This is a genomic window from Dehalococcoidia bacterium, from assembly GCA_021295915.1.
GTDB lineage: Bacteria > Chloroflexota > Dehalococcoidia > Lucifugimonadales > UBA1123 > VXRN01.
Window position 1 is genome coordinate 37438 of record JAGWBK010000008.1, and the last position, 24519, is coordinate 61956.

The window sequence follows — 24519 nt, forward strand, 5'->3', positions numbered from 1 at the left end:
CCGCTCAGTCGTGGAATGGGCCGTTTCATTTCATGGAAGACAGCAATGCTGGTATCTCGAGACATCAGGGATTTAATTGACGCTGCACTTGCCGAGGATGTCGGCCAGGGCGACCCCACAACAGATGCTCTCATCGAACCGGGCCTGAATGGTAGCGCCACTCTCGTCAGCCGCGAAGACGGTGTTATAGCGGGCATTGATGTTGCTGTTGAGGTGTTCACGCAATTCGACCAAACGCTGGATGCTGAGCCGCTCGTTAAAGACGGCTCTTCTGTAATCGCCGGTGAACAACTTGCGTCCGTCAGTGGCAGCATGGCCTCCATTCTCAAGGCTGAGCGCACGGCCGTTAATTTCCTCCAGCATCTGAGCGGTGTCGCCACAATGACACGCCGGTACGTGGATGCTGTTCAGGGATTCCGAGCGCAGATAGTAGACACACGCAAGACTACGCCAGGACTGCGGAAACTCGAGAAGCACGCCGTAGAGATGGGAGGTGGTAGAAACCACCGGTATAACCTTGGAGACGGTATTCTAATCAAGGACAACCACATCGAGGCGATGGCACTGCAGGGGATTGGCATCGGGGATGTCGTCAAGCGCGCTCACGCTCGCGCCAGCCACATGATAAAGGTGGAAATAGAGGTCGAGACCCTGGAGCAACTCGAAGAGGTACTTAAAGCAGGAGCAGACCTGGTACTCCTGGACAACATGGGACCCGAACAGATGGAGACCGCTGTCAGTATCACCGATGGTAGGGCTTTGCTTGAGGCATCGGGAGGAATCACCTTCGAGACGGTGAGGGAAGTTGCCGGAACCGGCGTGGACATAATCTCAGTTGGTGCTCTTACACACTCTGCCCCCGCGCTAAACATAAGCCTCGACATGGTAATCGACAATTGAGTGATGCCTTCAGACGATATGTCTGGATAGTTCTTCTTGTAGGCATATTGGCTGCAATTGCCGTAGTCGGACGGGCGGGTGGTCTCGGAGAGACTGAACAGAGCTGGCCTCCACTGTATTCGATCAATCGGATTGCAGTCGTTGGCCCAGACGCACAGATTCGCTCCTACCGCCCTGACGGTTCAGACGAACAGCCGGTTTCAATGGGAGATGGCCTGTTCACCTGGCCGACCTGGTCTCCTGACGGCAAGACCGTCGCCTACTCTGGCATTGTCAGAAATGGTGATGATGAGCCGGTCGTAACGCTCTTCGGGTATGGCTGGGAGGACGGCGAGACGCGTCCGATACATCAGGGCGAGCCTGGCTACGCTGGTCTACTGGCGGATGGTGTCGTTCACTATCCTCTGTGGTCACCTGACAGCAGCAAGCTGGCTTTCGTTGCCGTCACCGAACGCCAGGGCCTGTCACTCTTCATCGATGAAGTCAACTCAAAGGATGGCCCCGCGTTTCTCCTCGACAGCGGTCCGTTGTGGATGTCCTGGTCTACTGACTCCTCCAAGCTCGCAGTACACCGGTCCGTCGACCACTTCCTGGTGAGCTTTAGTGGTTCCATGGCCATGCAGAGGGTCAGACTGGAGTCAGACTCATATCGTGTGCCGGCGTGGAGGCCGAACATAAGCGAGCTTGCTCTGTCGAGTCCGATTGGCCGAACAGGCTACGGCCTCTACTCAGCCTCCATTACCGATGCAGGCCTTGTACTGCCGCAGCCTGTGCTGGACGTCGGTCCAGCATCGGCCTTCCTGTGGTCCCCGGACGGGTCGCATCTGGCCGTAGCCGACGACGTCAGGCCCGTACGATACGGCAACACCCCTATCCTCGTGTATCGTCAATTCAGACTGCTGGACTCGGTGACATTCGAGCAGAAGGCTCTGGTCAACGAAAACGTGCTGGCCTATTTCTGGTCTCCAGACGGGAGCAAGATCGCAATTGTCACGATCGCGGGAACCGGCGGAGAGCTGAGATGGACGCTACTCGACGTGGATACCGGGTCGGCAGAACGGCTGGCTGACTTCACGCCATCGAGGGACCAGCTAACGATGTTCCAGTTCTTTGACCAGTATGCCTACTCGCATATGCTCTGGTCTCCCAACAGCAGGTACCTGATCTTCTCGGGTCGTCTGAGTCTCAGCGCCTCTTCTGCTGGATTCATGGGGCAGTCGGACAGGCGAGGCAGCAAAGTCTTCATTGTCGACACCGGACCGGTTATCACTGTAGACGAGGTCGCAGACGGTGTGCTGGCATTCTGGTCGCCGGTCTAGGCGTTCCCTACATCCGGCGGGCGAGCGTTGGGTCCAGGGTGTCCCTGAGTCCGTCACCAATCAGGTTGATAGCCAGCACTGTCAGTGAAAGAAAGAGTCCCGGGAAGAACATAATCCACTCGGCGACTCGGACGTAAAGGCGCGCCTCCCCCATGATGTTACCCCAACTCGGGATATCTGGCGGAGTACCAGCGCCTAGGAAGCTCAATCCCGCCTCGACCAGGATCGCCAACGCAAATATGTAAGTCCCCTGCACAATCAGGGGCGGGACCGTGTTGGGGAAGATGTGGCGGGCCATTATGCGTATGCCCTTGGCACCGATAGCCTCTGCCGCCTCCACGTAGACCCGCTCTCTGAGGGTCAGCACAGACGACCTGACGACGCGCACCACCCGGGGAGTTTCCACCACTGACAGCGCAATGATCACGTTCTGAAGGCTCGCGCCAAGCATGGCCACCAGCGCAATCGCCAGCAGGAACGACGGGATTGCCATCAACCCGTCCATGAGACGCATGATGATGGCGTCCAACGCTCGATAGTATCCCGAGATCAGGCCCAGTGATGATCGCTACGGCTATACCTACGATGATCGATAGCCTGCTGCCATACACCACTCGGGCGAAGATGTCTCTGCCCAGATGGTCGGTCCCGAAATAGTATTGGCTCGAAGGACTCTTGAGCCTCTCGATGGTGTCGATGTGCCTCGGGTCAACATCCGTAATCAGTCCCGAAAAGATCGCCATCGCCGACATGATCAGTAGCAGAATCAGGCCGAACAGCATGTTCGGATTCTTGATGAGCGCTCGTCTTGCGCCAACTAGGGCACGATGCCAGCGACTAGGCTGAGCCGCCGTAACGACCAGAGTGTCGCTGACTGTGTTTCGGCCTGCCACTAGTAACGTATCCTCGGATCCAGGTAGGCGTAGCTGATGTCGACGATCAGATTGACGAACACGTATGCCAGCGTCACCAGCATCATGACTCCCTGTATCACCGGGTAGTCGCGACGCAGAACCGCCTCGACGATCAGCCTGCCCAGGCCGGGAATTGCAAATACAGTCTCAGTGACTACCAGTCCTCCAATCAGTCCGGCTAGCCCAAGTCCAATTACCGTCACAACTGGAACGGAGGCGTTCTTCAAAGCATGTCGTAGAAGCACCATGCGGTCGCCCAGACCCTTGGCCCTCGCTGTCCTGATATAGTCCTCGCGCAGTATTTCCAGCATGGTGGTTCGGGTCATGCGAGCGATCAGCGCAGCGAAGATGACTGCAATTGCGATGGTGGGCAGCGTGATCGACTTTAGCCACGGGACTATGCCGTTCGATATCGGTTCATAGCCCACGGCGGGAAGCCACTCCAACCTCACCGCAAATAGGAAGATCAGGTTGTACGCCAACCAAAAGACCGGGATCGAAAACCCCAGAACAGCGAACAAATGAGGGTGTTTGCCTTCCACGCAGCTATCACGCCGAGGGGAACGGCGATCAGCACTGCCAGAATCTCTGCCGCCAGGGCGAGTACAATCGTCGGCTGGAGACGCTGGGCGATTAGCTCGGTGACTGGATACCTGGAGAAGATGGAACTGCCCAGGTCTCCTCTTGCAACGTGCGACATCCAGATCCAGAGCTGTTCATGGATGGGCTTGTCCAGTCCAAGCTGCTTTCTAACCCGCTGAATGTCCTCAGGATTCCCGAAGTCTCCCGCAATAACCGCTGCGGGGTCTCCAGGGGCGATGTGGACAAGGGAGAACGTAATAATCGCCACGAGCAACACAACTGGAAATATTGAAGCATGTAAGGTTCCCTTGACTGGGTTCCTGGGCGGGTAATCAGGGGCCGGACGTTTTGCAGTCCGGCCCCTACGTTACGCTATTCACCCCGGCTTATCCAATACCAAGGGCGCTCGCGACCTTACCTATCTGTCGAGCCAGACACCCCAGAAGTGGAGCAGTCTGTGCGGCTCGTAACCCTTTACGTAATTTTGCCTGGCTACCAGGAAGTTGAACTGTCCCATCGTCAGGTAGTTTGGATTCTCGTAGTTTTCCTGCTGGATCGCGTCGGCGATTCTCAGCTGGTCCTCGAGAGTGCTGGCGAGAGGAAACTCCTCGATTAGCCCCTGAATCTTCTCGTTCTGAGGCCAACCGAACCAGTTGCCGCTCAGTCCTACCGCGGTTACCGGGTCGAATGTCCCACCCCATGTGTGGAAGACGTTCCAGCCGCCATCCGCGGGCAGCGACTTTTCGGCGCGGCGTGCGACCACTGCCGCCCAGTCCATCGAGGGCATTTCCACCTGGGCGCCTATCGATTCCAGGTTGCGCTTGGTTATCAGGCCTGAGGCGAAGAAGTCAGGGTAGTCAGTTGCCGCAAGTACGATTACAGGATCGCTGAATCCCGTATCTGCGACATATTCGTCCCACAGCTGCTTTCCAAGTTCAACGTTTGGCTCGGAATAGTAGACTTCGCTCCCAGCTTCGCTGGCGAGTGGACCTCCACACATGAACAGCGCGGGGCAGGTTTCCCAAAGGAACTCAGGGCCATATCCGGCCCTCATGTATTCCGCTCTGTCCACGACGGCCTGCACTGCGAGCCTTGCCCGCTGGTCGTTGAAGGGTGGGTGCAGGTGATTGAACACCAGCCATGGAGCTGCCCATGGGCTGATGGTGTCAACAGTAACGGTTGGGCTGTCCTCCAATGTGGGAAGCAGGTCACCGGCGATGCCTTCTGAGAAATCGGCCTGCTGGGTGAGAAGTGCGGCCACACGTGTAGCCTGGTCGGGCACCTCGGACATCACGATCTGGTCGAGGAAGGCCTCCTTGCTCCCGGCTGCTCCGTCCTTGGAATCCGATCTGGGTATGTAATCTTCGAAGCGTTCCATGACCAGACGGTTACCAGGCTCCCAGCTTACGAATTTGAACGTCCCGGACCCTATGGTTCGCTCCGCCTCGATCGCAACGTCTGGAAGTGTCTCGTTGGCGACCTCTTCCTTGAATGCATAGACGGTTCCCCAAGTGCCCCAGAAGAATGGCACAAGCCCGAAGGTCTTGCCCATGTCCATCTGGAATGTGAGGTCGTCGACCTTCTGGTACGACGGCTCTCCCAACTGGCGGATACTGATGCCAATCGGCTGTCTCTCTTCATACCGTGCAATGGACGCCAGCAGATCGTCTGTTGTGACATCGTCTCCGTCATGGAAGGTCATGCCATCCCGGATCTTAAAGGTGTACGACTTAGCGTCGTCGGTCATGGACCACTCGTCGATCATCTGAGGCTGACTCTGCAGCACTGAGTCCCATGCAAACACAGCATCGTACATCTGTCGGGCAGTGTTGTGAGTCATAGCGGCTGTGGTCCAGACTGGATCGAGCGTTCTCAAACTCGCCTGTGGCACCCACTGGAGGGTTCCACCCTTCTGGATCATAGCTTCATCCATTGCCATGACCGGTGCACGCCTGGGCCTTGTCGTCTGTGGCGCTCCGATTGGGGCAGCTTCGGGAATCGAAGGAGCCTCGACTGCCGCCGCCGCCGGCTGAGGGGCAGCAGGTTGTTGAGGTGCCTGTGGCGCCGCTCCCGAACCTTGCTCCGGAGCGGCCGCAGGTGCCGCAGGTGCCGGAGCGGCAGGCTGTTGAGGCGCCGATGGCTCATCGGCGCTGGCACAGGCCATTAGTACAAGTACTAACACTGACAGCAGAGCCGCCGCCAACCATCCGAAGACATGCTGTGGGCGTCTTGGAATTCTCATATGTGCTCCTCTGACATCTCTAGTCGCGTGTGAATCTTGATACATTAGTATCGATTCGTAACCTCTATCTGCACGTCGAAGTTGAGTATATGTTCGATTCAATCGGGCGTCAACAGACCGTTAATCAGCCACTAGATGGCCGTTAACCTCACTGCATTGCCTCCATAACTTGCACTTCATATTGGCTGCCAACCCTGTGCATCGAAAGTAGGACGGGCGCGCCTCGGCAGATCGTTGACTTTCCACAACTCCAAGCCTAGAATCGAAATTGATGTCGTGCACTTCTAGCGCCGCTGCAATCCACCCAATTGATCGATGGTGGATGCACACCTTACACACACCTCCCCAAGCCCGGAAACGTGCATAGTGCGTCCCTCATGGTCCCCTAAACCCGGTGACCGCGTGGTCAGACATCCAAGGCGAGTCGAGCTGAGCCCGGTTACGGTTGTTGTAGACACCCGCAAGGTCCAGCACAAAGCACTCGCCTCTCCGATGATCGTCATCTACGTATTCATCGGACTGATCATCGGCGGTACTGTACTGCTCTCCATGCCGTTTACCCAACAGGGTGGTGGGTTCACACCGTTCATGGATGCACTCTTCACGGCCACCTCGGCGGTGACTGTTACAGGGCTTGTGGTCCAGGAGACCTCTCAGTACTGGACACTGGGCGGTCAGTTAGTCATCGCCGCGCTCATTTTCGTTGGCGGTTTGGGCTTCATGTCACTGGCTACCTTTGCGCTGATAGCCATTGGTCAGCGAGTTACCCTGCCGCAGCGTATGCTGCTGAGGGAGAGCTTCGGAGGAGACCTGCTCGGCACCGGCACGGGCGGTTTGATTCGCCTGACGGTGGGAATCGTTGTCTTTGCCGTCGGTGCCCAGTTCCTTGCTTTCGCGATCCTCGCAGTTAGGTTCTGGTTCATATATACACCCGACCGTGCGCTGCTGATGGCGCTTCTGCATTCGATCTCGGCATTCAACAACGCGGGTTTCATATTCCTCACTGAAGAAGGAGGCATGGCGACTTTTCAGAACGACGGGACCGTTATAGGTGTCACCGCCGGGATGATCTTCCTGGGAGCTATTGGCTTTGGTGTGGTAATAGACTCCGTTACCCACCGTCGATTCAGGATGTTTGGACTGACCACAAAATTGGTCCTTATCTTGACCTTCGCGACCATCCTCATAGGCATCGGCACATTCATGGTGTTCGAGTATCAGAATCCGCAGACGCTCGGTCCCATGCCCGTTTCTCAGAAACTCACAACGTCAGTATTTGAGTCGGTCAGTGGACGGACTGCTGGGTTTACAACACTCGATTACAGCGAGACTGAAGACGAGACCAACTTCATGATGACTGGCCTGATGTTTGTCGGGGGGGCATCCGCGTCAGTAGCGGGAGGGATAAAGGTCAATACCCTTGCCATTATCCTTGTGGCGGTTCTTTCAACCATACGAGGACGTACCCACGCCGCAATTTTCGGGCGTGAGATCCCATTCGAGCAGGTCAGAAGCGCGCTCGTCCTGGGTGCGATCTCTACTGCGATCGTATTCAGCGTGATCGTCGCTTTGAGCATCACGGACGGCGGGATGGACTTCCTGGACCTCTTCTTTGAAAGTGTATCTGCCTTTGGGACCGTTGGACTCAGCACCGGCATCACTCCACTGATAACGCAGTGGGGTCAACTCATTCTGGTTATTGCGATGTTCGTTGGCCGGCTCGGCCCGTTTACAATCGGCATAGCAATGGCCCAGGGGTCGTCGATTGACAACTATCGGTTCGTCCAGGAACGGGTTACAATAGGTTGACCACTTGTGGTGTCCAACTAATGACTCGATGCCAGTGCGGATGAGGGGAGCCCTATGAAGAAACAGATCGCCGTACTTGGCCTTGGAAGATTCGGTTCGAGTATCGCTCGCTCCCTCTATAACCTCGGGCACGATGTGCTGGCAATTGACAAAGATGAGAGCCGTGTACACAACATGATGGGGGCGTGTACCTACTCCCTCATAGCTGATTGCACAAATGAAGCTGTGCTCAGGGAACTGGGAGTTCCTGACTACGATGCGGCAGTAATCGCGATAGGATCGGATGTCACGTCGAGCATCATGGCCTCGGTGCTCATCAAAACTATGGATGTCCCCTACATAGTGTCGAGAGCTCACAACGAGCTTCACGGAAACACTTTGTCCCTCATTGGCGTCGACAAAGTTGTCCATGCCGAGGAGGAGATGGGCAACCGGTTGGCACACAGCATGTTCAATCCAAATGTTCAGGAGTACCTGGAAATCACTCCCAACTTTGGTATCAGCAAGCTCAAAGTGCCCGACGAATTCAACGGCAGGACCCTTAACGAGCTTGGATTCTCGAGCCCAAGGAACAAGTACGGCCTGGTCGTGCTGGCGATCCGGCGCGGGCGAGAGGTCACGCTGAACCCAGATACCAATGACAGGCTTGGTGGAGGTGACTGGTTGGTACTCGCCGGACATGACTCAATGCTTGACCAGCTCGACGGCATGACGGACCAATACGTAGAAATGGACGCCGCGAATTGATTCCTCACGAGTGTGTAGAGACCCTAAGGTTGGTTGAGGGACAATAAGTAGTGTTCAATTGGGCGAGAAGAAACAATCACTCCGGCGACGGGGAACAGGGCAACATCGGGCCCTCCTCAATCCTGGTACTAGTCACTGGTTCCCCTTCGGATAACCTCGTTGTCAGGATGGCATGTGAACTCCTCGAATCCAGGCGGAGCACGCTGCGCTTGCTTTACGTAATTGAGGTCGCCCGGCATACGCCTCTGGATGCTGTGATCGACGACGAGGCTACCGCGGGTGAGCAGGTGCTGGAAGAAATGGAACGCGTCGCCAGCCGATACAACTGTATCGTTGAGGCTCATCTTGTGCAGGCACGGGATTCAGGGACCGCAGTGGTACGTGAGGCCGTCGAAAAGAACGTTGAGGCGATCGCAATCGGCACATCTGTGGTCGAGGCTTTCGGGCGCTATTCTCTTGAAGAGCACGTTCCATACATCTTGAGACACGCTCCTTGCCGAGTGATTCTGTGTCGTGAACTGACCCAGATTGGGTCCACCATTCAAAGACAATCGCCTGGTACGAGAGCACTCTAGATGACGAACAACGGCGCGCCTCTGCCCATGATAAGGGGACTAAACCGAGTCTCCATTGGCGGGTGTGGCAGGACCGGCGCCTCAATTGCCACGGCGTTGTGCCGTCCGGGAAGAACTGTCCACATTCTCGATTCTTCAGTGGACGCGTTCAACCATCTTCCACGAGACATCGTGCGTAATGGACTACTGGTTCCATTTCTTGCTGACATTACCCTTGAGTCCGATCTGCGAAAAACGGGGGTTCAGGACACTGACGTTTTCATAGCAACCGCAGGCTCCGACCCAGTCAATATTATGGCGGCGCAGATAGCTCTTCACATACTCGACGTTAACAGGGTGGTGTGTCGGTTGGACGATCCGGTAAAGCGCGATCTGTATGAGGATCTCGATTTAACGATCATTAGTCACACGGAGATTCTAAGGGACCTCGCGCTTGAGCGACTCTAGGCGGGCAATGCAGGTCCAGTCTAAATTATGTATGCCATCATAGTGGGCGCCGGCCGGGTAGGGACAGCAATTGCACGCTGGCTGCTGGATGCTGAACAGGAGATTACGGTCATCGATCGAGACCCAGAGAGGTTCGCCGCAATCGAAGACGAACTGGGAAGCGTGGCCGTACGTGGGGACGCAACCGAGTCTCAAGTCCTCTGGCAAGCTGGCGCCAGTCGCGCTGACGTACTTATAGCAACTGGCCGAAGGGACGACGAAAATCTGGTCATCTGCCAGATGGCGGCAAATCTATTCGGAGTTGGCAGGGTGCTGTCGATTGTCAGCATTTCTGAGCACGTCGAGCTCTTCAATCGGTTGGGCGTAAGCGAATCGATTGATATGACTGCGATCCTGGTTGATGCAATTGAGGAGCGCCTTGGAGGACTGCTGGTAGATGACGTCGGAGGAAGCTGATGGCTGACCGGCTGGCCTATCTTGGCCCAGAGGGCACTTATAGCGAACAGGCAGCGATCGACTATGATCCGCGACTAGAACGCGTCGCGTATAACGCGATTCCTCTTGTAGTCGCAGCGGCAGGTAATCGGGAAGTCGATGAGGCGATCGTTCCCATAGAGAACAGCCTCGAGGGTACCGTCACATTTACTGTCGACCTGCTTATCCACGAGTCGAGCCTTAAAATTAGAGGCGAGGTGGTGGTGCCCATTCATCACTGCCTCCTGATTGATCCTGGCACCAGGCTGGATCAAATCGAGGTCGTTTATTCGCACCCCCAGGCGCTCGCGCAGTGCCGAGGTTACCTTACGCGCAACCTTCCTAAGGCAGAGAGTGTTGCATCGCTCAGCACAGCCGGTGCCGTCCTGGACATGCGGGAGAGCAGGCACACCGCAGCCGCTATCTCCAGCAAGCGCGCCGCTGAGCTCTTCGACGCAACCATTCTCGATGCAAACATAGAAGACGTTTTCAACAATCAGACTCGATTTGTGGTGCTGGGAGAGTCTGACAGCAGGCCTACTGGAAGGGACAGGACATCAATCTGCTTCGACTTCGCGCAGGATGCTCCGGGTGTTCTCTACGATACCCTGGGGGAGTTGGCCCGAAGAGGCATCAACATGATCAAGATTGAGTCGAGACCTGATAGAAGAAGTCTTGGACAGTATGTGTTCCTCATAGACTTGGAAGGGCATCGCGAGGACGACATCATTCGAGATGCACTGGAAGGGATTAGGTCGAGAGTGTCGATGTTCAAGGTACTTGGTTCATACCCACGGGCGTCGATACCCGACTGACGTAATATGCGCCAGACTGCAGAAAGCAAAGGGCCGGCCAACAATGCCGGCCCTTTAGCTTAACGTGGTCTGACTTCGGTCTTCTAAGTGGTGCCGTCCTCAGGCTTTGCTGAGTCATCTCCATTGGAAATCTTGGACCTGACGGCATCCACACCCTGGCGCGCGCTTGCAACAGCGCTCGTTCCTGCTTCGCGGGCTGCGCCAAGGGTTGTCGATCCTCTTTCTCGAAGGGAGTCCACGGCTGGACCCACGCGGTCTCCCACGGTGCTCATGTCTGGCACGCCCCGCGAACGCATTTCAGCCGCCATTTGTGCCGCAATCTCGTCCGCTCGTGTGCGCCAAGCGTCACCCATCTCCATGAGCTCTGCACGAGTCTGCGAGCCAGGCTTCGGAGCGAGTAGGAGGCCCAGGAATCCGCCGATTATGCCTCCAACCAGGAAGCCGACCAGGAAGCCCCCGCCGCCATTGTTGTTCGCCATCTTATTTCCTCCTGAATTCAGTTGCCATTCGAGCGGCGCCTACGTCGGAACAGACCAATCAGGAATCCGACAGCGCTGCCAAGTCTTCGACTGTTGCCTACGTTTTCGGTCGCTGGGTTGATAACTCTTTCGGATACGGTCTCTGCGGCGTCCTGCACAGTTTCCAACGTAGATTGGGCTGTACTGAGTAGCTTGCTGATTAGCGCGAAGACAACAAAGAAACCTATCAGGACGGCGGTTAGCAATATGAGCAACACGACATCCGTCACCAATCCTACGATTGTTGCGATGTCGCTGACTGTATCCCCTTCCAATAAAATCCCCGTTTCTCTTGCTGTTCTTTAAGCCATCCTAGCATGGGCCTATATGCCACGCAATTGAAAACTAGGTCATCGTTTTGTCTATTGAGGGCGCCTTGAAATGGGTCAATTGGCCCCCTCCAGGGCAGGGCCTCGATGAGTAGAATTGAGGGAATTCCTTAAGCCCGGACTAGCTGGCTATGAACAGGGAGACACGCGAAGAGAAAGAAAAGAGCCGGCGGGTTGCCGGCTCTCTACAGACTCGATGTGGGGCCTGGCAAGACTACGGCTTGATAAGCATCCTTGTGGCTCCTGTCTCGTCCTTGCGCTGCGTCAGCACGTTGTGACTATGCTCTTCGGCCCATACGACCACGTCGTATGCATTGAGAACATCTGGAATTATAACTTCGATGAAGGACTCGCCGTCGACCTCTATCTGTGCAGTAAGTGCCGCCAGTATCCCGGCACAGGTCTTCCCAGTACCGTCTATGATATTCCAGCCGTTGGAGCTCTGGACAGTTGCTCCATTTCCAGCCATGATCTGGGCTTCGCGCACACTGATTTTGCCGGTCTCACGCAGGTCAAGCTGCCGCCTGAACTCACCAACAGCGTCGCGATGAACGTCAGAAGATCGGTCACCCTTCCGGCATACCGCTCCCCTCACTCCGACGATGTCTGGGTTGATCCGTGCAAGCTCATCCAGGTCGCTCATCCTCAAATGCCCGGACAGGGCCGTGGACATACCGATCTCTTTGCCCTCCAGCACCATCTCACGGAGCTGTAGCTCAGGAAGGAAGTCGAAGAGGTTCCGGCCATCCTTCGTCAATGTATCGATGAGCCAGCCGTCGCACTTTCCTGCTTTTGCCAGTTCCACCATGTTGTCAGCTTCGAGACCACCGTAAAGAGGATTGTCCGCAAACAGGGAGCCTATGAGCTTGGTCTCGAACCCGTCGAGAGCCTCCCTGCACTCCAGGAGTGTCTCCACCGCCTGCTCGTACTCAGTCGTCATGAATCCAACTTTTACAGAAGTAGCGTCGAGCACTCCTGCTGCGTACACTGCCATCGCTACGGTGCCCGCCTGATTAGGGACGACCCCCAGCGTAACACTGGCGTGCCTTGCACCCGGAATGGCGTCGCGTACGGCCTTGACTGTAAGCGGGTGTGCCGAACCCACTAGTGCTTCCTGGAGGTTTTTGACATCAACGATGTCGGCCCCGCCATGCAGCGCCTCCGTGGCTTCGGGAAGGTTCTGGACGCTAACCATTAACAGCATACGTGCTCACCTGTGGCTTGGGATTGTGGTCCTGACTTGGTTATCTTCAAATGGGGACTTGGTTCTGGTGGAGCAAGTGAAGTATTGTGTCTCGCCTCTGCCCCCGAGGGCTCCAGGCGCTCGCCTCGATTAAGCGAGGTCGACTACAGCGCCAACGTCCGACTTCAGCTCGGCCTTCTCGCCATCTGACAGTTCGCTCAGGGGAGGGCGGATGTGCCCTCCAGCCAAGCCCATCAGTTCGCCCCAGTACTTGCACATTGAAGCTGGGAGGGCCCCTCCGAACTTCTGAACTGTGTACGCCCACCACTTGTCTGAGACCTGCTTTACTGGCCGAACGTGGGTGTCATAGAAATCGTCGTCCAGATCACCCCTCATCGCCTTGTCGATGAACTGCACATAGTAGTTCTCGTCTTGCGTATCGAAACGCCAGTCGGAGGTGTTCGCAAACATGACCTGCTGCTCGAAGCCAAGCTCCCTGCCCCTGAAAAGTATCCACTCGTCTGGGGTGCTGATAATGGCATCGCGGCCAACCAGCTGATGAGTCTCAACTGAGATTTCCTGGTTGAAGCTAGCTTCTTTTACTCCAACCACGTTGGGGATCTGGCAGATCCTCTGGAGACCGCGTGCATCCAGCACCGTCCCGAACTGTGGCGAGTTGTAGTACATGATGCCGAGATCGGTGTTGTCCGCCAGGAGACGGACCCACTCTACGACCTGGTCTTCGGTGTTGGTCACGAAGTAGGGAGCACCCACGATCAGCAGGTCGAAACCCACTCCTTCCGCGTGTTGAGCAAGATCCAGCATGGACTTGGCAGAAGTGTGGGAGACGTGAGCCCCGATCGGCCACTCCCCTGCGGACTCTTCGGCCACTACATCGTAGACCCGGAGACGCTCCTCATGGGTGAGGCTCCAGAATTCGCCCATTCCCCACGTGGAACCGGCACCGTGTGTACCGAGCGCGCGTACGTGGGCTATGTTCTTTCTGAGACCCTCTTCGTCCACCTGGTCATCAGGCGTGAAGGGCGTCATTAGGGTAGTCCACTGGCCGCGAAGATTCTCGCGTGCCCAGTCCATTGACTCTGACTTGGTGTACTCGGCCATAGCTCTCTCCGGGCGGGAACTCTAGGGGTCGGCGTGGGTGCAGAACTCCTGCACGACCGTAGAAATTATGGTAGCCATGAGGTGTGGTGGTGTCAACGAATCAAGCCCTTTTGACGTTCCCGTCGACATCAGTGTTGTTCTGCTACTGACTAGAGGCGTGCAACCTCAGCCCTTCATGATGACCTTGTTATGGGTCCTCAGGCACCTGGTGCAGACGGACAGCTTTTCAGCCTTGCCATTCCGGATGATTGTCGAGCGCTGTACGTTCGCGAACCACCTGGTCCGAGTGCGTTTATTCGAGTGGCTAACGTTGTTACCTGATTGGCCAGCCTTATTACACAGTTGACACTTAGCCATTTTCCCTCTTTGACGGCCTCTGGACTTGAGATTACAATTGGGCACTACATTGGGCGGTCAACGACGCCAAATTATCTTTAGCACACTAGCACACCTGAGTTTAGCTGGGCAAACTGGATTGTCTATGGCGGAACCTCTCACTCACAACGAAAGACTGGACGGCCCGGGACTGCTGTCCATGTTCGAGTCAGCTCTCGAACTGCTCGAGGTCAACGTCCCTGAAATCAATCGGCTTAATGTGTTTCCGGTCCCTGACGGGGACACTGGAATCAATATGTACCTCACGCTCTTGGACGTGGTTTCCAATACCGCGCCAGACGTTTCACCTTCGGTGGGCGAGACTTCTCGCTTGATGGCGGAACATGCGCTCAATGGTGGCCGCGGCAACAGCGGCGTGCTTCTATCGCAGTTCTTTATGGGAATGGCTGAGGCGCTTGAAGGTCACACTGACTTTGGTACTGAGGATTTAGCTCGATCTCTCTCCGCAGCTTCGGTGCATGCTTATGGCGGTATTGGACATCCCAGGGAAGGGACGATACTGACCGTTATGCGCGAGTCTTCGGATGCAGCCCACGCCTCATCGTCAGACGACCTGGCAGGTCTCCTGGACGTTGTCTGCGATGCTGCTCTGGAATCGGTGGCGCGGACTCCGACTTTGCTATCAGTGCTGCGGAAGGCTGGGCTCGTGGACTCCGGAGGATATGGTTTCTACGTGATGTTGGAGGGGGCCAGGCGCCATCTTCGCCAGACTGGAGATCTGGACGAAATGTTGACTCCTCCTCAACCTATTTCCCTGGATGGCAACATCTCGTCTGAATTCCTTGATGAAATCGAAGAAGAGGAATTTGGATACTGCACTCAGTTCATGATCAGTGGGCCATCCCTCGACAAAGACTCGATCATGACAATGCTTGAAGAACTCGGCAATTCGCCGGTGGTGATTGGGACAGACTCACTGGTGCGAATCCATGTTCATACTACTGAACCAGACGATGTCGTGGACTATGGACGTACTCTTGGAGAAGTGTTTAAAGAAAACATCCAGAACATGGATGAGCAGCGAGAACAGTTCTCCGCTGAGCGCCGAGCCGAGTTGGGTGTCGAAGACGTCGCAGTCGTTGCAGTGGTGCAGGGCGAAGGGCTAGAGGAGGTGTTCAGGGGATTCTCAGTAGAGAATTTCGTAAGCGGTGGCGACTCCATGAACCCAAGTGTTGGCGACGTACTTCGCGCCATAGAGGATGCGCCTCTGGAGAACGTGGTGTTTCTGCCCAACAACCCGAACATCATACTGGCTGCTGAACAGGCTGCTGAGCGGTCGTCCAAGAACGTCCGGGTTGTGCCGAGCCGCACCGTGGTGCAGGGGATAATGACGGTCCTGAACTACGATCTCACAAAGGGCTCGCTGGCAGACCACGCCGAAGAGATGGTCAACCAGTTGCAGACGGCCCGCACGGGAGAGATATGTTTCGCTTCTCGCGACGCGGAACTTGATGGTGTGAGGGTACAAGAAGACCAGCTCATCGCTATGCTCGACAGGAGGCTGGTCTATGCAGATGATTCACTCGAGGGAGTCATTACAGGCCTCTTGAGAATTGCTGAAACTGACGAACCTGTTGACCTGGCAACCCTCTATTGGGGAGACCAGATGGATGAGGAGCAGACTGACAAGCTCGCTTCTCAGCTGCAGGACAACTTCCCCGAGATTGAATTCGAGGTGGTCTACGGCGGTCAGCCACACTACCATCTCTTTATGTCCCTTGAGTGAGGTGAGAACATGGCCGTACGTGTAGTAGCCGATAGTGTTTCAGATCTGCCCCCGGAAATCGCTGATGAACTTGGCATAACTGTAGTTCCCGCCAACGTGCACTTTGGCACGCAGGTGTTCAAAGATGGGGTCGATCTAACCACCGACGAATTCTTTGAAAGACTCCTCAATGGCCCGGACTTTCCTACGACGTCTCAACCCTCAGTGGGTGATTTTGTTGACGCATATGAACGTGTCGCTGTGGACGCGGATGCAATAGTGTCAATACACGTGTCCAGCAAGGTCAGTGGCACTTTCAACTCGGCTCAACAGGGGTCTGAACGCGCCGAGGTAGATTGTCCCATTGAAGTTATAGACACGTTGCAGGCCTCGATGGGTGTCGGACTCATCGTAATGGCCGCTGCGCGTGCTGCGAACGCAGGCGCGTCAGTTGAAGAGGTTGTAGAAGTCGCCAACAGTGCCACCGCAAGAGCGCAGTGCGTAGTGCTGTTGGATACACTGGAATACCTGCAGAAGGGCGGGCGGATCGGCAAGGCCAGAGCGTTGGTTGGCACTCTCCTGAAGATAAAGCCGCTCATTACCGTTCTGGATGGTGTGGTGCATGACTTCGCGAAGGAACGAACGCGCCGCAAGGGGATGGCCAGGCTTGAACGAGCAGCCCAGGACTTCTCTCCCTTCACGTCTGCGGCGGTCATGTACAGCACCTCGCGAGACGAGGTCGATTCCCTAGCCGAGTCCATTCGTCCTCTCATGTCAGGTGACGAAGAGCCGATAGTGGTCAGGTTCGGTCCGGCGCTTGGAACTTACGTTGGCCCCGACTCGCTCGGGCTGGTCATTTTGGGGGATTCCTAGTCAGGCATCGGTTCGATGCCATCACGAGCATGACTTCCACCAGGCCAGCAACCCGATCGCTCTACAACATCCTTCGCGAGGAGCGTGACAGGGGATTTGATGATACGGCCGTTATCGGTGGCCTCGATGGGTTCCTGGTGCGACATGCATCAGACCTGGAACCGTATCTGGGTGGTATCGCCTCCTACGCTTCACTGACAACGGAAGAGCGCTCCGAGTGGTCGCGGCAAACCGTGCAGAGGATGCGAGAGGATACGAGCGTAAGTGACAGGCCGGAATCCGCTGTCCCTCGTCACAGCGCCAGTCCTCGGCCAGGACCCAAAGGCCAGTCCAGGAAGCGCACACCCCCAGACAGATCCCTGAAGCTCTCTGACGACGTCACTCTTATGAAGGGTGTCTGGCGGAAAATGCAGCCCCGGCTTGAGAGCATTGGGGTGAATCGTGTCGGCGATCTCGTCTATCAGTTTCCAAATCGACACTCTGACTACACCAGGATCCGGAAAGTCGCCCAGCTTTCACCCGGAGAAGACCAGACTGCCATTCTGACAGTCTGGGAAGCCAGTCAGACAATGCTCGGGCGTCAGAAGTCCACTCAGGCTGTCCTTGGAGATGAGACCGGTAATGTCAGGGCAGTGTGGTTCAACAACCCGTGGCTTGCCTCACGACTCAAACAGGGATCGCGTGTCTCGATAAGTGGCAAGGTCAACGTCTTCCGGGGAAATCTGGTGTTTCAGGGACCTGAGTGTGAGGTCCTGGACGAGGACGACGATCTTCTACACACGGGGAGGCTCGTTCCCGTGTACTCGACCACTCAGGGCCTGTCCCAGCGGGTGCTCCGTACATTAGTAAAGCGGGCCCTTGATGAATGCATTGGGCAGATTGACGAGTTCCTTCCAAAGGAGATGCTGCATCGCGCGGGACTGATCGGACTTCGTGACGCGATCCGGCAGATGCACTATCCCGATGACTGGGAGAGTTACCAGCATGCCCGGCGGAGACTCGCATTCGACGAGTTGTTCCTATTTCAACTCTCCGTACTGTCACGTAGGGCCGAGTGGAAGGAATCGGGTGGTGCTCTGCCACTTCGCGTAGAACCCAGTACCCTGGATGCCTTCTTGAGCACTCTCACATTCGAGCTAACCGGAGCTCAGTCCCGGGCAATTAATGACATCCTTTCCGACATTGAGACCAACCAGGCGATGAGTCGTCTGCTGCAGGGAGACGTCGGCAGCGGCAAGACGATAGTAGCGACAGCCGCCATGCTTGCGGCCGTCCACAACGGCACACAGGCCGCGCTCATGGCTCCGACGGAGATCCTTGCCGAGCAGCACTTCCTTACAATCTGCCGACTGTTGGATGGTCCCGGTTTCGAACCGGCGGGAGGGAGCATCCAGACACTGAGCGTACACGGGTTGGACCGAAAGTTGACGGTCGCACTGCTTCTCGGGGGTCAGAGGAGACGAATCAGGGACGATCTCACGAGTCTGCTCTCTGCAGGTTTGGTGGACATTGTCATTGGCACTCATGCACTCATACAGGAGTCGGTCGACATCCCGAATATGTCTCTGGCGGTCGTGGATGAACAGCACCGGTTCGGTGTCTCCCAGCGCGCAAAGCTGCGGGAGAAGGGCGTACGACCTCACTTCCTTGCCATGAGTGCCACGCCAATCCCCAGGTCACTCTCAATGACGCTCTACGGAGACCTGGACGTATCAGTGATTGATGAAATGCCTCCTGGCAGGTTGCCTGTGCGTACCAGGTTCGTCGAGAACGAGAGGCGAGACGCGGCATTCGAGTTTGTACGCGATGAGCTGGACGATGGAAGGCAGGCGTTCGTCGTGTGCCCACTCATCGATGAATCAGAGGTCATACAGACCAAGGCGGCCCAGGAGGAGTACGAGCGGCTCTCGACGACAGTTTTCGCTGAACGCAGTGTAGGCCTGCTTCACGGGCGCATGAGCCTGGAGGAGAAAGAGCACGTGATGGACGACTTCAAGGCGGGCGACCTGGACGTTCTTGTTGCCACCCCTGTCATTGAAGTCGGCATCGATGTCCCAAATGCAACTGTGATGCTGATCGACGGGGCAGAGCGCTTCGGCCTTTCGCAGCTTCATCAGCTTCGGGGCAGGGTAGGGCGTGGTGCACATCAGAGCACGTGTCTGCTTCTCTCAGAATCGCCTGGATCCGAAGCTCTGAACCGGCTAAGGCTCCTGGAACGCACCTCGGACGGGTTCAGGCTCTCAGAGGAGGACCTCGAGTTAAGAGGCCCGGGTGACTACCTCGGCACTCGTCAAAGCGGACTTCCCACTTTCAGGGTGGCGGAGATCACCGACCAGGACATTGTCACTCTCGCTCGACGAGAGGCCGACAGAATACTCTCGGCAGATCCGGACCTCAGCAGGCCGGAACACAGCTCGCTCTCCACGGCGTTCGGCGAGTTCAACTCCCGTCTAACGGGGGAGCACAGCTAGGTCAGGGCCTTGATGCCTCGCCTGCCAGCACTACCAGATTTCTAAGTAAACATGGCGCTTCGGGTGTTCACTTAAGCAGAATGTCCCTTCAGCAACGGCACTGTGGACGAACTCGCTATCAAATTGCAACTGCAGTATTTGACACTCGTCCAATACGGTTAATATAGTTGGCTTTGAATTCACACAGAAGCAGTGGGCCAATACTGCATCTGGGCAAGATGAGCGAGGTAACATGGCCAAGATCAAGCACATTGCAATTGCTAGTCAGGATCCGGACAAGACTGCGGAATTCTTCAAGGAAGTGTTCGACCTCGAAGAAGTTGGCAAGGTTGATAGCGCCAATGCCTCGGGCTACTACCTGAGCGATGGAAACATCAACTTGGCGATCCTCAACTTCCATAGCGAAGTTGTCGCCGGCGAAGAGTTCGGTACAGACTACGCTGGTCTACATCACATTGGGTTCCAGGTAGACGATGCAGAAGCCACCGAGCAGAGGCTCAGGCATAAGAACTCCAGCCCCCGCGACGACATCAACGATGCCCTGCACTCAGGAATGGGCAGCGGGCACGGTGGAATGAATGTGGAGACCAAGTACGCCGGGCCCGAGGGGATAATGATTGATGTTTCCCAGTCGGGCTGGGTCGGTACCAGCGGCGATTAAAGCAAAGAGCGGGCTGATCACAAAAGCCCGCTCCCTCTCTTACTACTCTACAAAGCAGCTACGACTTGCGTGCGGCCTGCTCCGCAGCCTACTGGTGGAACAGGTTCAGCGCAGACCCCACAAGGAACCACTGAATCTGCTCCTCAGCAAATGAATGGTTCAGTGCGAGAGTCTCCTCAGTCCCGTCGGAGTGGTGCAGGGTTGCTGTCACAGGCTGGCCTGGCGCCAGCTCAGACAGTCCAGTCAGGCTGATCCTGTCATCTTCACGGATCCTATCGTAGTCAGACGGGTCGCTGAATGTCAGTGCGAGCAGACCCTGCTTCTTTAGATTAGTCTCGTGGATCCTGGCGAAACTGCGGGAGATTACAGCCGCTCCGTTGAGCAATCTGGGTGAAAGGGCGGCGTGTTCTCGTGAGCTACCTTCACCGTAGTTGTCGTCGCCGACCACGACCCACTTTAGCCCTCTGGACTTGTAGTCCCTGGCGACGGCCGAGACAGCTACTCCCTCGTCGCCGGTAACGATGTTCCTCGTCTTGCCGGCCTCACCCGTGTAGGCGTTGATCGCACCCATGAACATGTTGTCACTGAACTTGTCTAGGTGGCCGCGAAGTGACAGCCAGGGACCAGCAGGTGAGATGTGGTCCGTCGTGCACTTGCCAGAGACCTTAAGCAGAACAGGGACTTCTTCGACGTCATTGCCGTCCCACGCATCCCAGGGCTGCATGACCTGGAGACGCTGGGAGTCTGGAGCTACTTCCACGGCAACGCCGCTTCCGTCTTCCGGTGGGGCCACGTAGTTGGTTGCTCCCCTGTCAAATGCTTCCTCCGGCACCTCCGGCGCAACGGCCGGTGGATCGAGCCTGAACTTCGATCCGTCCGGGGCAGTGAGTTCGTCAGTCAGCGGATTGAATGACAGGCTGCCAGCGATAGCAAACGCTGTCACTATCTCAGGACTGGCGATGAAGTTCATCGTAGTTCGCGCCCCATCATTTCGTTGAGGGAAGTTTCTGTTGTAAGAGGTCACGATGGTGTTGGCATCGGTGTTGGCTTCACGCGACCTGCGCCACTGCCCGATGCACGGGCCGCATGCATTGGCGAGCACAGTGGACTCGATCTTGTGGAGGGAGTCCATCTGGCCATCTCGCTCGATGGTTGCACGCACCTGCTCGGATCCGGGAGTCACCATGAAAGGCACCGCAGACTTCAAGCCTCGTGCAGCCGCCTGCTCAGCAACGTCAGCCGCCCGGCTCATGTCTTCGTATGAGGAGTTAGTGCATGACCCGATGAGCGCCGATGATATCTCGTCGATGAACTCGTTTGAGGAGTCGGCGACCTCAGCCGCCAACTCTGAAATCGGACGCGCCCGGTCAGGAGAGTGCGGGCCAACTACGTGCGGCTCAAGGGTAGTGAGGTCAATCCTGACTACCTGATCGAAGTAGCTGTCAGGGTCAGCCTCGACCTCCGGGTCGGCCTTCAGCATGTCTGCAAACTGGTCAGCAACCTCAGCTAGTTCGGGTCTGTTGGTTGCGGTGAGATAGTCCGCCATGCTTCGGTCGTAAGGGAACATGGAAGTAGTTGCCCCGAGTTCGGCGCCCATGTTCGTTATCGTGGCCTTGCCGGTACAGCTGATGCTGCTCGTGCCCGGGCCGATGTACTCGATGATGCTGTTCGTGCCACCTGACACGGTCAGCATTCCCGCCAACTTCAGGATAACGTCCTTCGGTGCTGTCCATCCGTTAAGTTGGCCAGTCAAGACGACCCCGATTCGCCTCGGCAAGAGGACGTCCCAGGGCAGCCCTGCCATTACCTCAACTGCGTCAGCTCCGCCAACACCTACCGAGCAGGCCCCGAGTCCTCCGGCATTTGGCGTGTGAGAGTCTGTGCCGATGATAACCTGACCTGGAAATGCGTAGTTCTCCAGATTGACCTGGTGGATTATCCCTGCACCCGGCTCCCAGAAGCCGACGCCATATCTCATTGCAGCCGACCTGAGGAAGCCGTAGACCTCACCGTTTTCGGCGAGCGATTCGCGGAGGTCCTGCACGCCTTCTTCACGTGCCTGGATCAGGTGGTCGCAGTGAATCGTGGTTGGGACGGCGACCTTGTCTCTGAGCGTCTGCATGAACTGCAGCATTGCCGTTTGACCAAGCACGTCCTGAAGTATAACCCTGTCCGGCCTGACGCGTATGTAGGTCTTGCCAGGCACGACCTCCTGGTTTTCGGGATCGTCCAGGTGAGACAAGAGCACCTTTTCGGCGAGGCTCATCGGCCTGTTCAATCGCTTGCGAACGACTCCCAGCCGTTCCGACATTCGCTCGTAAGTCTTCGTGGCAAATTCGGCTGTCGACTCAATAGTCACCATGATCGGTTCCTCCTATACGAAGAGCGACTGGCCGCGCGCACTCTCTTACTGTGCTAAAGGTCAGTCGCTTTAGATTGGCTCACCCAAAGAATACCCTGCCAATGCCATTCCAACAAGCCTTGGAACGGCGGGCAGGGTACTGCTGAGCTAGTCTGGACTGTAGGGAAGACCCTAGCGGGACATCCCGAAGTACTCATAGTTGATGTCGATGAAGTTGTCCCACTCGGGAGGCGTGTCATCCTCCGCGAATATCGCTGTCACCGGGCAGACCGGCTCGCATGCTGCACAGTCGATGCACTCCTCTGGGTGAATGAAGAGCTGTCTGTCCTCTTCTTCGTCCAGACCGTAGATGCAATCTACTGGGCAAACGTCCACACATGCCCCATCTTTAACGTCGACGCACGGCTCTGCGATGATATAGGTCATTACCTTTAGTGCCTCCTGTCGAGGGTTCGTAAGCCCGCCCCTGAGCGGCCTCCGTGAAAGCCGCTCCAATTATAGTCAGCAAGTATCGCCATTTCAACTGACCGAAAGTGTAGCCACTCACGGTCAGAGCGTTGCCCCATCCAACTTCAGCCCCGTAATCTCTTCTGAGCTATAGCCCATCTCCAACAGGATCTCGTCGGTGTGCTCGCCCAGGGCAGGAGACGCGCTCTTGGCCTCCAGCGGTGTCTCACTCATCTGGATCATTGGCCCGACCATCTTGACCGGTCCAGCCAGAGAGTGCTCAAGGTCCACGACTAGTCCGTTGGCCTTGACCTGTTCGTCTTGCAACAGCTCCTGGATGTAGCGTACTGGCCCCGCCGGCACACCAACCGAATCGAATATCTGGAGCCACTCCTCGACAGTCTTCCCGAGGAAGAGCTCCTCTGCCTGCTGCACCAATTCTTCACTAGGGTCCAGGACCTGCGGAGACATGGGATCGTAACCGGGCTGGAACCTGGGATCGTCGATCTCCAGCACGTCAGCGACCCGCTTGCGCAGCCTGTCACTCAGACAGGCAACGGCCAGCGCACCGTCCTTTGCCTGGTAGGTGCGATAGTAGATGTTGCCCCTTCTAAAGGGATTCATCATCTGCTGGTGCTGTTCGTCGATCTCCTCGTAAGATGCGCCAGATTCGCGCATCGCCTCCAGCACTGACAGGAACGCTTCCCGGTTCTCTCTATCGACTGAGTTAATCTCCATGAATCCACCCGTCTGAACAGCTAGACCAGATGCAAGAAGGCTAGTATCCACTCGTTGACCCTTCCCGGTGCGCTCACGGTGGAACAGCGCTGCACAGACCCCCCAGGCTATGGCTATGCCCGTAGCATAGTCGGCGATCGCAGTCGCAGTGATGAGTTGAGGGACACCATCCCTGATCTTACCCTCTGCAGCCATAAGCCCTGTCATCGCCTGAATTATCAGGTCGTAACCTGGCCTGTAAGAGTCTGGCCCGCTTCTACCATATGCTGTGTTGTCACAGTAGATCAGTTGTGGATTGATTCCCGCCAAAGTGTCGTAGTCAATGCCCAGGTTTCCCGGCACATCGGGCCGCGCGTTGACGATGACCACGTCTACGTCTGGCATCATGTCATAGATGACCTTGATTGCCTCTTTCCTGGTGAGGTCCAGCGGCAGACTCCGCTTTCCGCGGTTCAGAGACATGTATGTCTTAGATTCACCAGGGATGAACTGAAGCGCCAGCCTCCAGGGCTCCCCCTCCAGCGGTTCGACCTTGATAACGTCGGCTCCCATGTCGGCCAGCAGCATTCCACCAAACGGACCTGCGATGATCTGAGTGAACTCGAGAATCTTAATTCCAGCCAGTGGACCTGCCATTGCACACCTCGCTCACGTCTAAAGCAGGGTAAAGTAGTACTGGCTGATCCCATGTGATGTCAAGGCACCGCAGACAGAGTACTCGTCCCGTTCCTTGAGTCTGTGAGGGCAACACGCCAGTGAATTTGCCGGAAAAAGAAAGGCCCCCGATGCTGTACCGGGGGCGGTTTGTTTCCTGGTGGCGGGGGCAGGACTCGAACCTGCGACCTTTGGGTTATGAGCCCAACGAGCTGCCGCTGCTCCACCCCGCACCG

21 protein-coding genes, 1 tRNA gene and 2 pseudogenes are annotated in these 24519 nt (G+C 56.5%); 12 read left to right on the plus strand and 12 right to left on the minus strand.

Translation table 11 applies throughout. From position 1 onward, the window contains the following. Window positions 1–45 precede the first annotated feature (45 nt). Complete coding sequence (nadC, locus tag J4G14_04175; GenBank protein ID MCE2456993.1) at window positions 46–900, plus strand: carboxylating nicotinate-nucleotide diphosphorylase; 855 nt, start codon at window positions 46–48, stop codon at window positions 898–900. Further along, a complete protein-coding gene (locus tag J4G14_04180; GenBank protein MCE2456994.1) occupies window positions 897–2219 on the plus strand; it encodes a PD40 domain-containing protein in 1323 nt (440 codons plus the stop codon). Before nadC ends, J4G14_04180 begins: the two co-directional genes overlap by 4 nt. 7 nt (window positions 2220–2226) lie before the next feature. On the opposite strand, the pseudogene J4G14_04185 reads toward J4G14_04180, so the two are convergent. The 3 genes and pseudogenes from J4G14_04185 to J4G14_04195 form a co-directional block, all read right to left on the minus strand. Then, window positions 2227–3001: pseudogene (locus J4G14_04185) on the minus strand (ABC transporter permease). Between the two features lie 110 nt (window positions 3002–3111). Beyond that, window positions 3112–4004 (minus strand): annotated as a pseudogene (locus J4G14_04190) (ABC transporter permease). A 129-nt stretch (window positions 4005–4133) separates the two neighbouring features. Further along, window positions 4134–5957: a hypothetical protein gene (locus J4G14_04195; GenBank protein ID MCE2456995.1), complete on the minus strand. Its 1824-nt coding sequence runs from the start codon at window positions 5955–5957 to the stop codon at window positions 4134–4136. Window positions 5958–6359: 402 nt separating this feature from the next. On the opposite strand from J4G14_04195, the gene J4G14_04200 reads away from it, so the two are divergent. From J4G14_04200 to pheA, 6 genes are read left to right on the plus strand one after another with little or no spacing between them, the layout of a single operon-like run. Then, the gene (locus J4G14_04200; GenBank protein ID MCE2456996.1) at window positions 6360–7766 is read left to right on the plus strand and encodes a Trk family potassium uptake protein; all 1407 of its coding nucleotides are present in this window, start codon (window positions 6360–6362) and stop codon (window positions 7764–7766) included. A 54-nt stretch (window positions 7767–7820) separates the two neighbouring features. Continuing rightward, entirely contained in the window at window positions 7821–8513 is a 693-nt protein-coding gene (locus tag J4G14_04205) for a TrkA family potassium uptake protein (protein MCE2456997.1), read from the plus strand. A gap of 50 nt (window positions 8514–8563) precedes the next feature. Next, window positions 8564–9088 (plus strand): universal stress protein, encoded by a 525-nt coding sequence (locus J4G14_04210; GenBank protein MCE2456998.1) that lies wholly within the window; start codon window positions 8564–8566, stop codon window positions 9086–9088. Then, entirely contained in the window at window positions 9089–9535 is a 447-nt protein-coding gene (locus J4G14_04215; protein ID MCE2456999.1) for a TrkA family potassium uptake protein, read from the plus strand. Window positions 9536–9562: 27 nt separating this feature from the next. Beyond that, window positions 9563–9991, plus strand: a complete 429-nt coding sequence (locus J4G14_04220) for a TrkA family potassium uptake protein (protein ID MCE2457000.1) — start codon at window positions 9563–9565, stop codon at window positions 9989–9991. After that, on the plus strand, window positions 9991–10824 hold the full coding sequence (pheA, locus tag J4G14_04225; protein MCE2457001.1) for a prephenate dehydratase: 834 nt from the start codon (window positions 9991–9993) through the stop codon (window positions 10822–10824). The genes J4G14_04220 and pheA overlap by 1 nt, the downstream gene beginning before the upstream one ends. A gap of 83 nt (window positions 10825–10907) precedes the next feature. On the opposite strand, the gene J4G14_04230 is transcribed toward pheA, so the two are convergent. From J4G14_04230 to rpmB, 5 genes are all read right to left on the minus strand, one after another. Next, window positions 10908–11303, minus strand: a complete 396-nt coding sequence (locus tag J4G14_04230) for a YtxH domain-containing protein (protein ID MCE2457002.1) — start codon at window positions 11301–11303, stop codon at window positions 10908–10910. 17 nt (window positions 11304–11320) lie between these two features. Beyond that, on the minus strand, window positions 11321–11617 hold the full coding sequence (locus tag J4G14_04235; protein ID MCE2457003.1) for a hypothetical protein: 297 nt from the start codon (window positions 11615–11617) through the stop codon (window positions 11321–11323). Between the two features lie 268 nt (window positions 11618–11885). Then, window positions 11886–12875 carry a hypothetical protein gene (locus J4G14_04240; GenBank protein ID MCE2457004.1) on the minus strand — a complete coding sequence of 330 codons (990 nt, stop codon included), beginning with the start codon at window positions 12873–12875 and terminating at the stop codon, window positions 11886–11888. Window positions 12876–13004: 129 nt separating this feature from the next. Further along, window positions 13005–13976 carry a dihydrodipicolinate synthase family protein gene (locus J4G14_04245; GenBank protein MCE2457005.1) on the minus strand — a complete coding sequence of 324 codons (972 nt, stop codon included), beginning with the start codon at window positions 13974–13976 and terminating at the stop codon, window positions 13005–13007. Window positions 13977–14141: 165 nt separating this feature from the next. Further along, on the minus strand, window positions 14142–14333 hold the full coding sequence (gene rpmB, locus J4G14_04250) for a 50S ribosomal protein L28 (protein ID MCE2457006.1): 192 nt from the start codon (window positions 14331–14333) through the stop codon (window positions 14142–14144). A gap of 124 nt (window positions 14334–14457) precedes the next feature. On the opposite strand from rpmB, the gene J4G14_04255 reads away from it, so the two are divergent. The 4 genes from J4G14_04255 to J4G14_04270 all read left to right on the plus strand — a co-directional run bounded on the left by J4G14_04255 (window position 14458) and on the right by J4G14_04270 (window position 20082). After that, window positions 14458–16098 carry a DAK2 domain-containing protein gene (locus J4G14_04255; protein ID MCE2457007.1) on the plus strand — a complete coding sequence of 547 codons (1641 nt, stop codon included), beginning with the start codon at window positions 14458–14460 and terminating at the stop codon, window positions 16096–16098. A gap of 9 nt (window positions 16099–16107) precedes the next feature. Beyond that, a complete protein-coding gene (locus J4G14_04260; GenBank protein MCE2457008.1) occupies window positions 16108–16950 on the plus strand; it encodes a DegV family protein in 843 nt (280 codons plus the stop codon). A gap of 29 nt (window positions 16951–16979) precedes the next feature. Beyond that, on the plus strand, window positions 16980–19421 hold the full coding sequence (gene recG / locus J4G14_04265; GenBank protein ID MCE2457009.1) for an ATP-dependent DNA helicase RecG: 2442 nt from the start codon (window positions 16980–16982) through the stop codon (window positions 19419–19421). Window positions 19422–19653: 232 nt separating this feature from the next. Continuing rightward, window positions 19654–20082 (plus strand): VOC family protein, encoded by a 429-nt coding sequence (locus tag J4G14_04270; protein MCE2457010.1) that lies wholly within the window; start codon window positions 19654–19656, stop codon window positions 20080–20082. A gap of 88 nt (window positions 20083–20170) precedes the next feature. Here J4G14_04270 and J4G14_04275 read toward each other — a convergent pair whose 3' ends face one another. The 4 genes from J4G14_04275 to J4G14_04290 form a co-directional block, all read right to left on the minus strand. Further along, window positions 20171–22444: an aconitate hydratase gene (locus J4G14_04275; GenBank protein MCE2457011.1), complete on the minus strand. Its 2274-nt coding sequence runs from the start codon at window positions 22442–22444 to the stop codon at window positions 20171–20173. A gap of 171 nt (window positions 22445–22615) precedes the next feature. Next, complete coding sequence (locus J4G14_04280; protein MCE2457012.1) at window positions 22616–22870, minus strand: ferredoxin family protein; 255 nt, start codon at window positions 22868–22870, stop codon at window positions 22616–22618. Between the two features lie 123 nt (window positions 22871–22993). Further along, window positions 22994–24265: a CoA transferase gene (locus tag J4G14_04285; protein MCE2457013.1), complete on the minus strand. Its 1272-nt coding sequence runs from the start codon at window positions 24263–24265 to the stop codon at window positions 22994–22996. Window positions 24266–24441: 176 nt separating this feature from the next. After that, window positions 24442–24516 (minus strand) — tRNA-Met (locus J4G14_04290). Window positions 24517–24519: the final 3 nt, after the last annotated feature.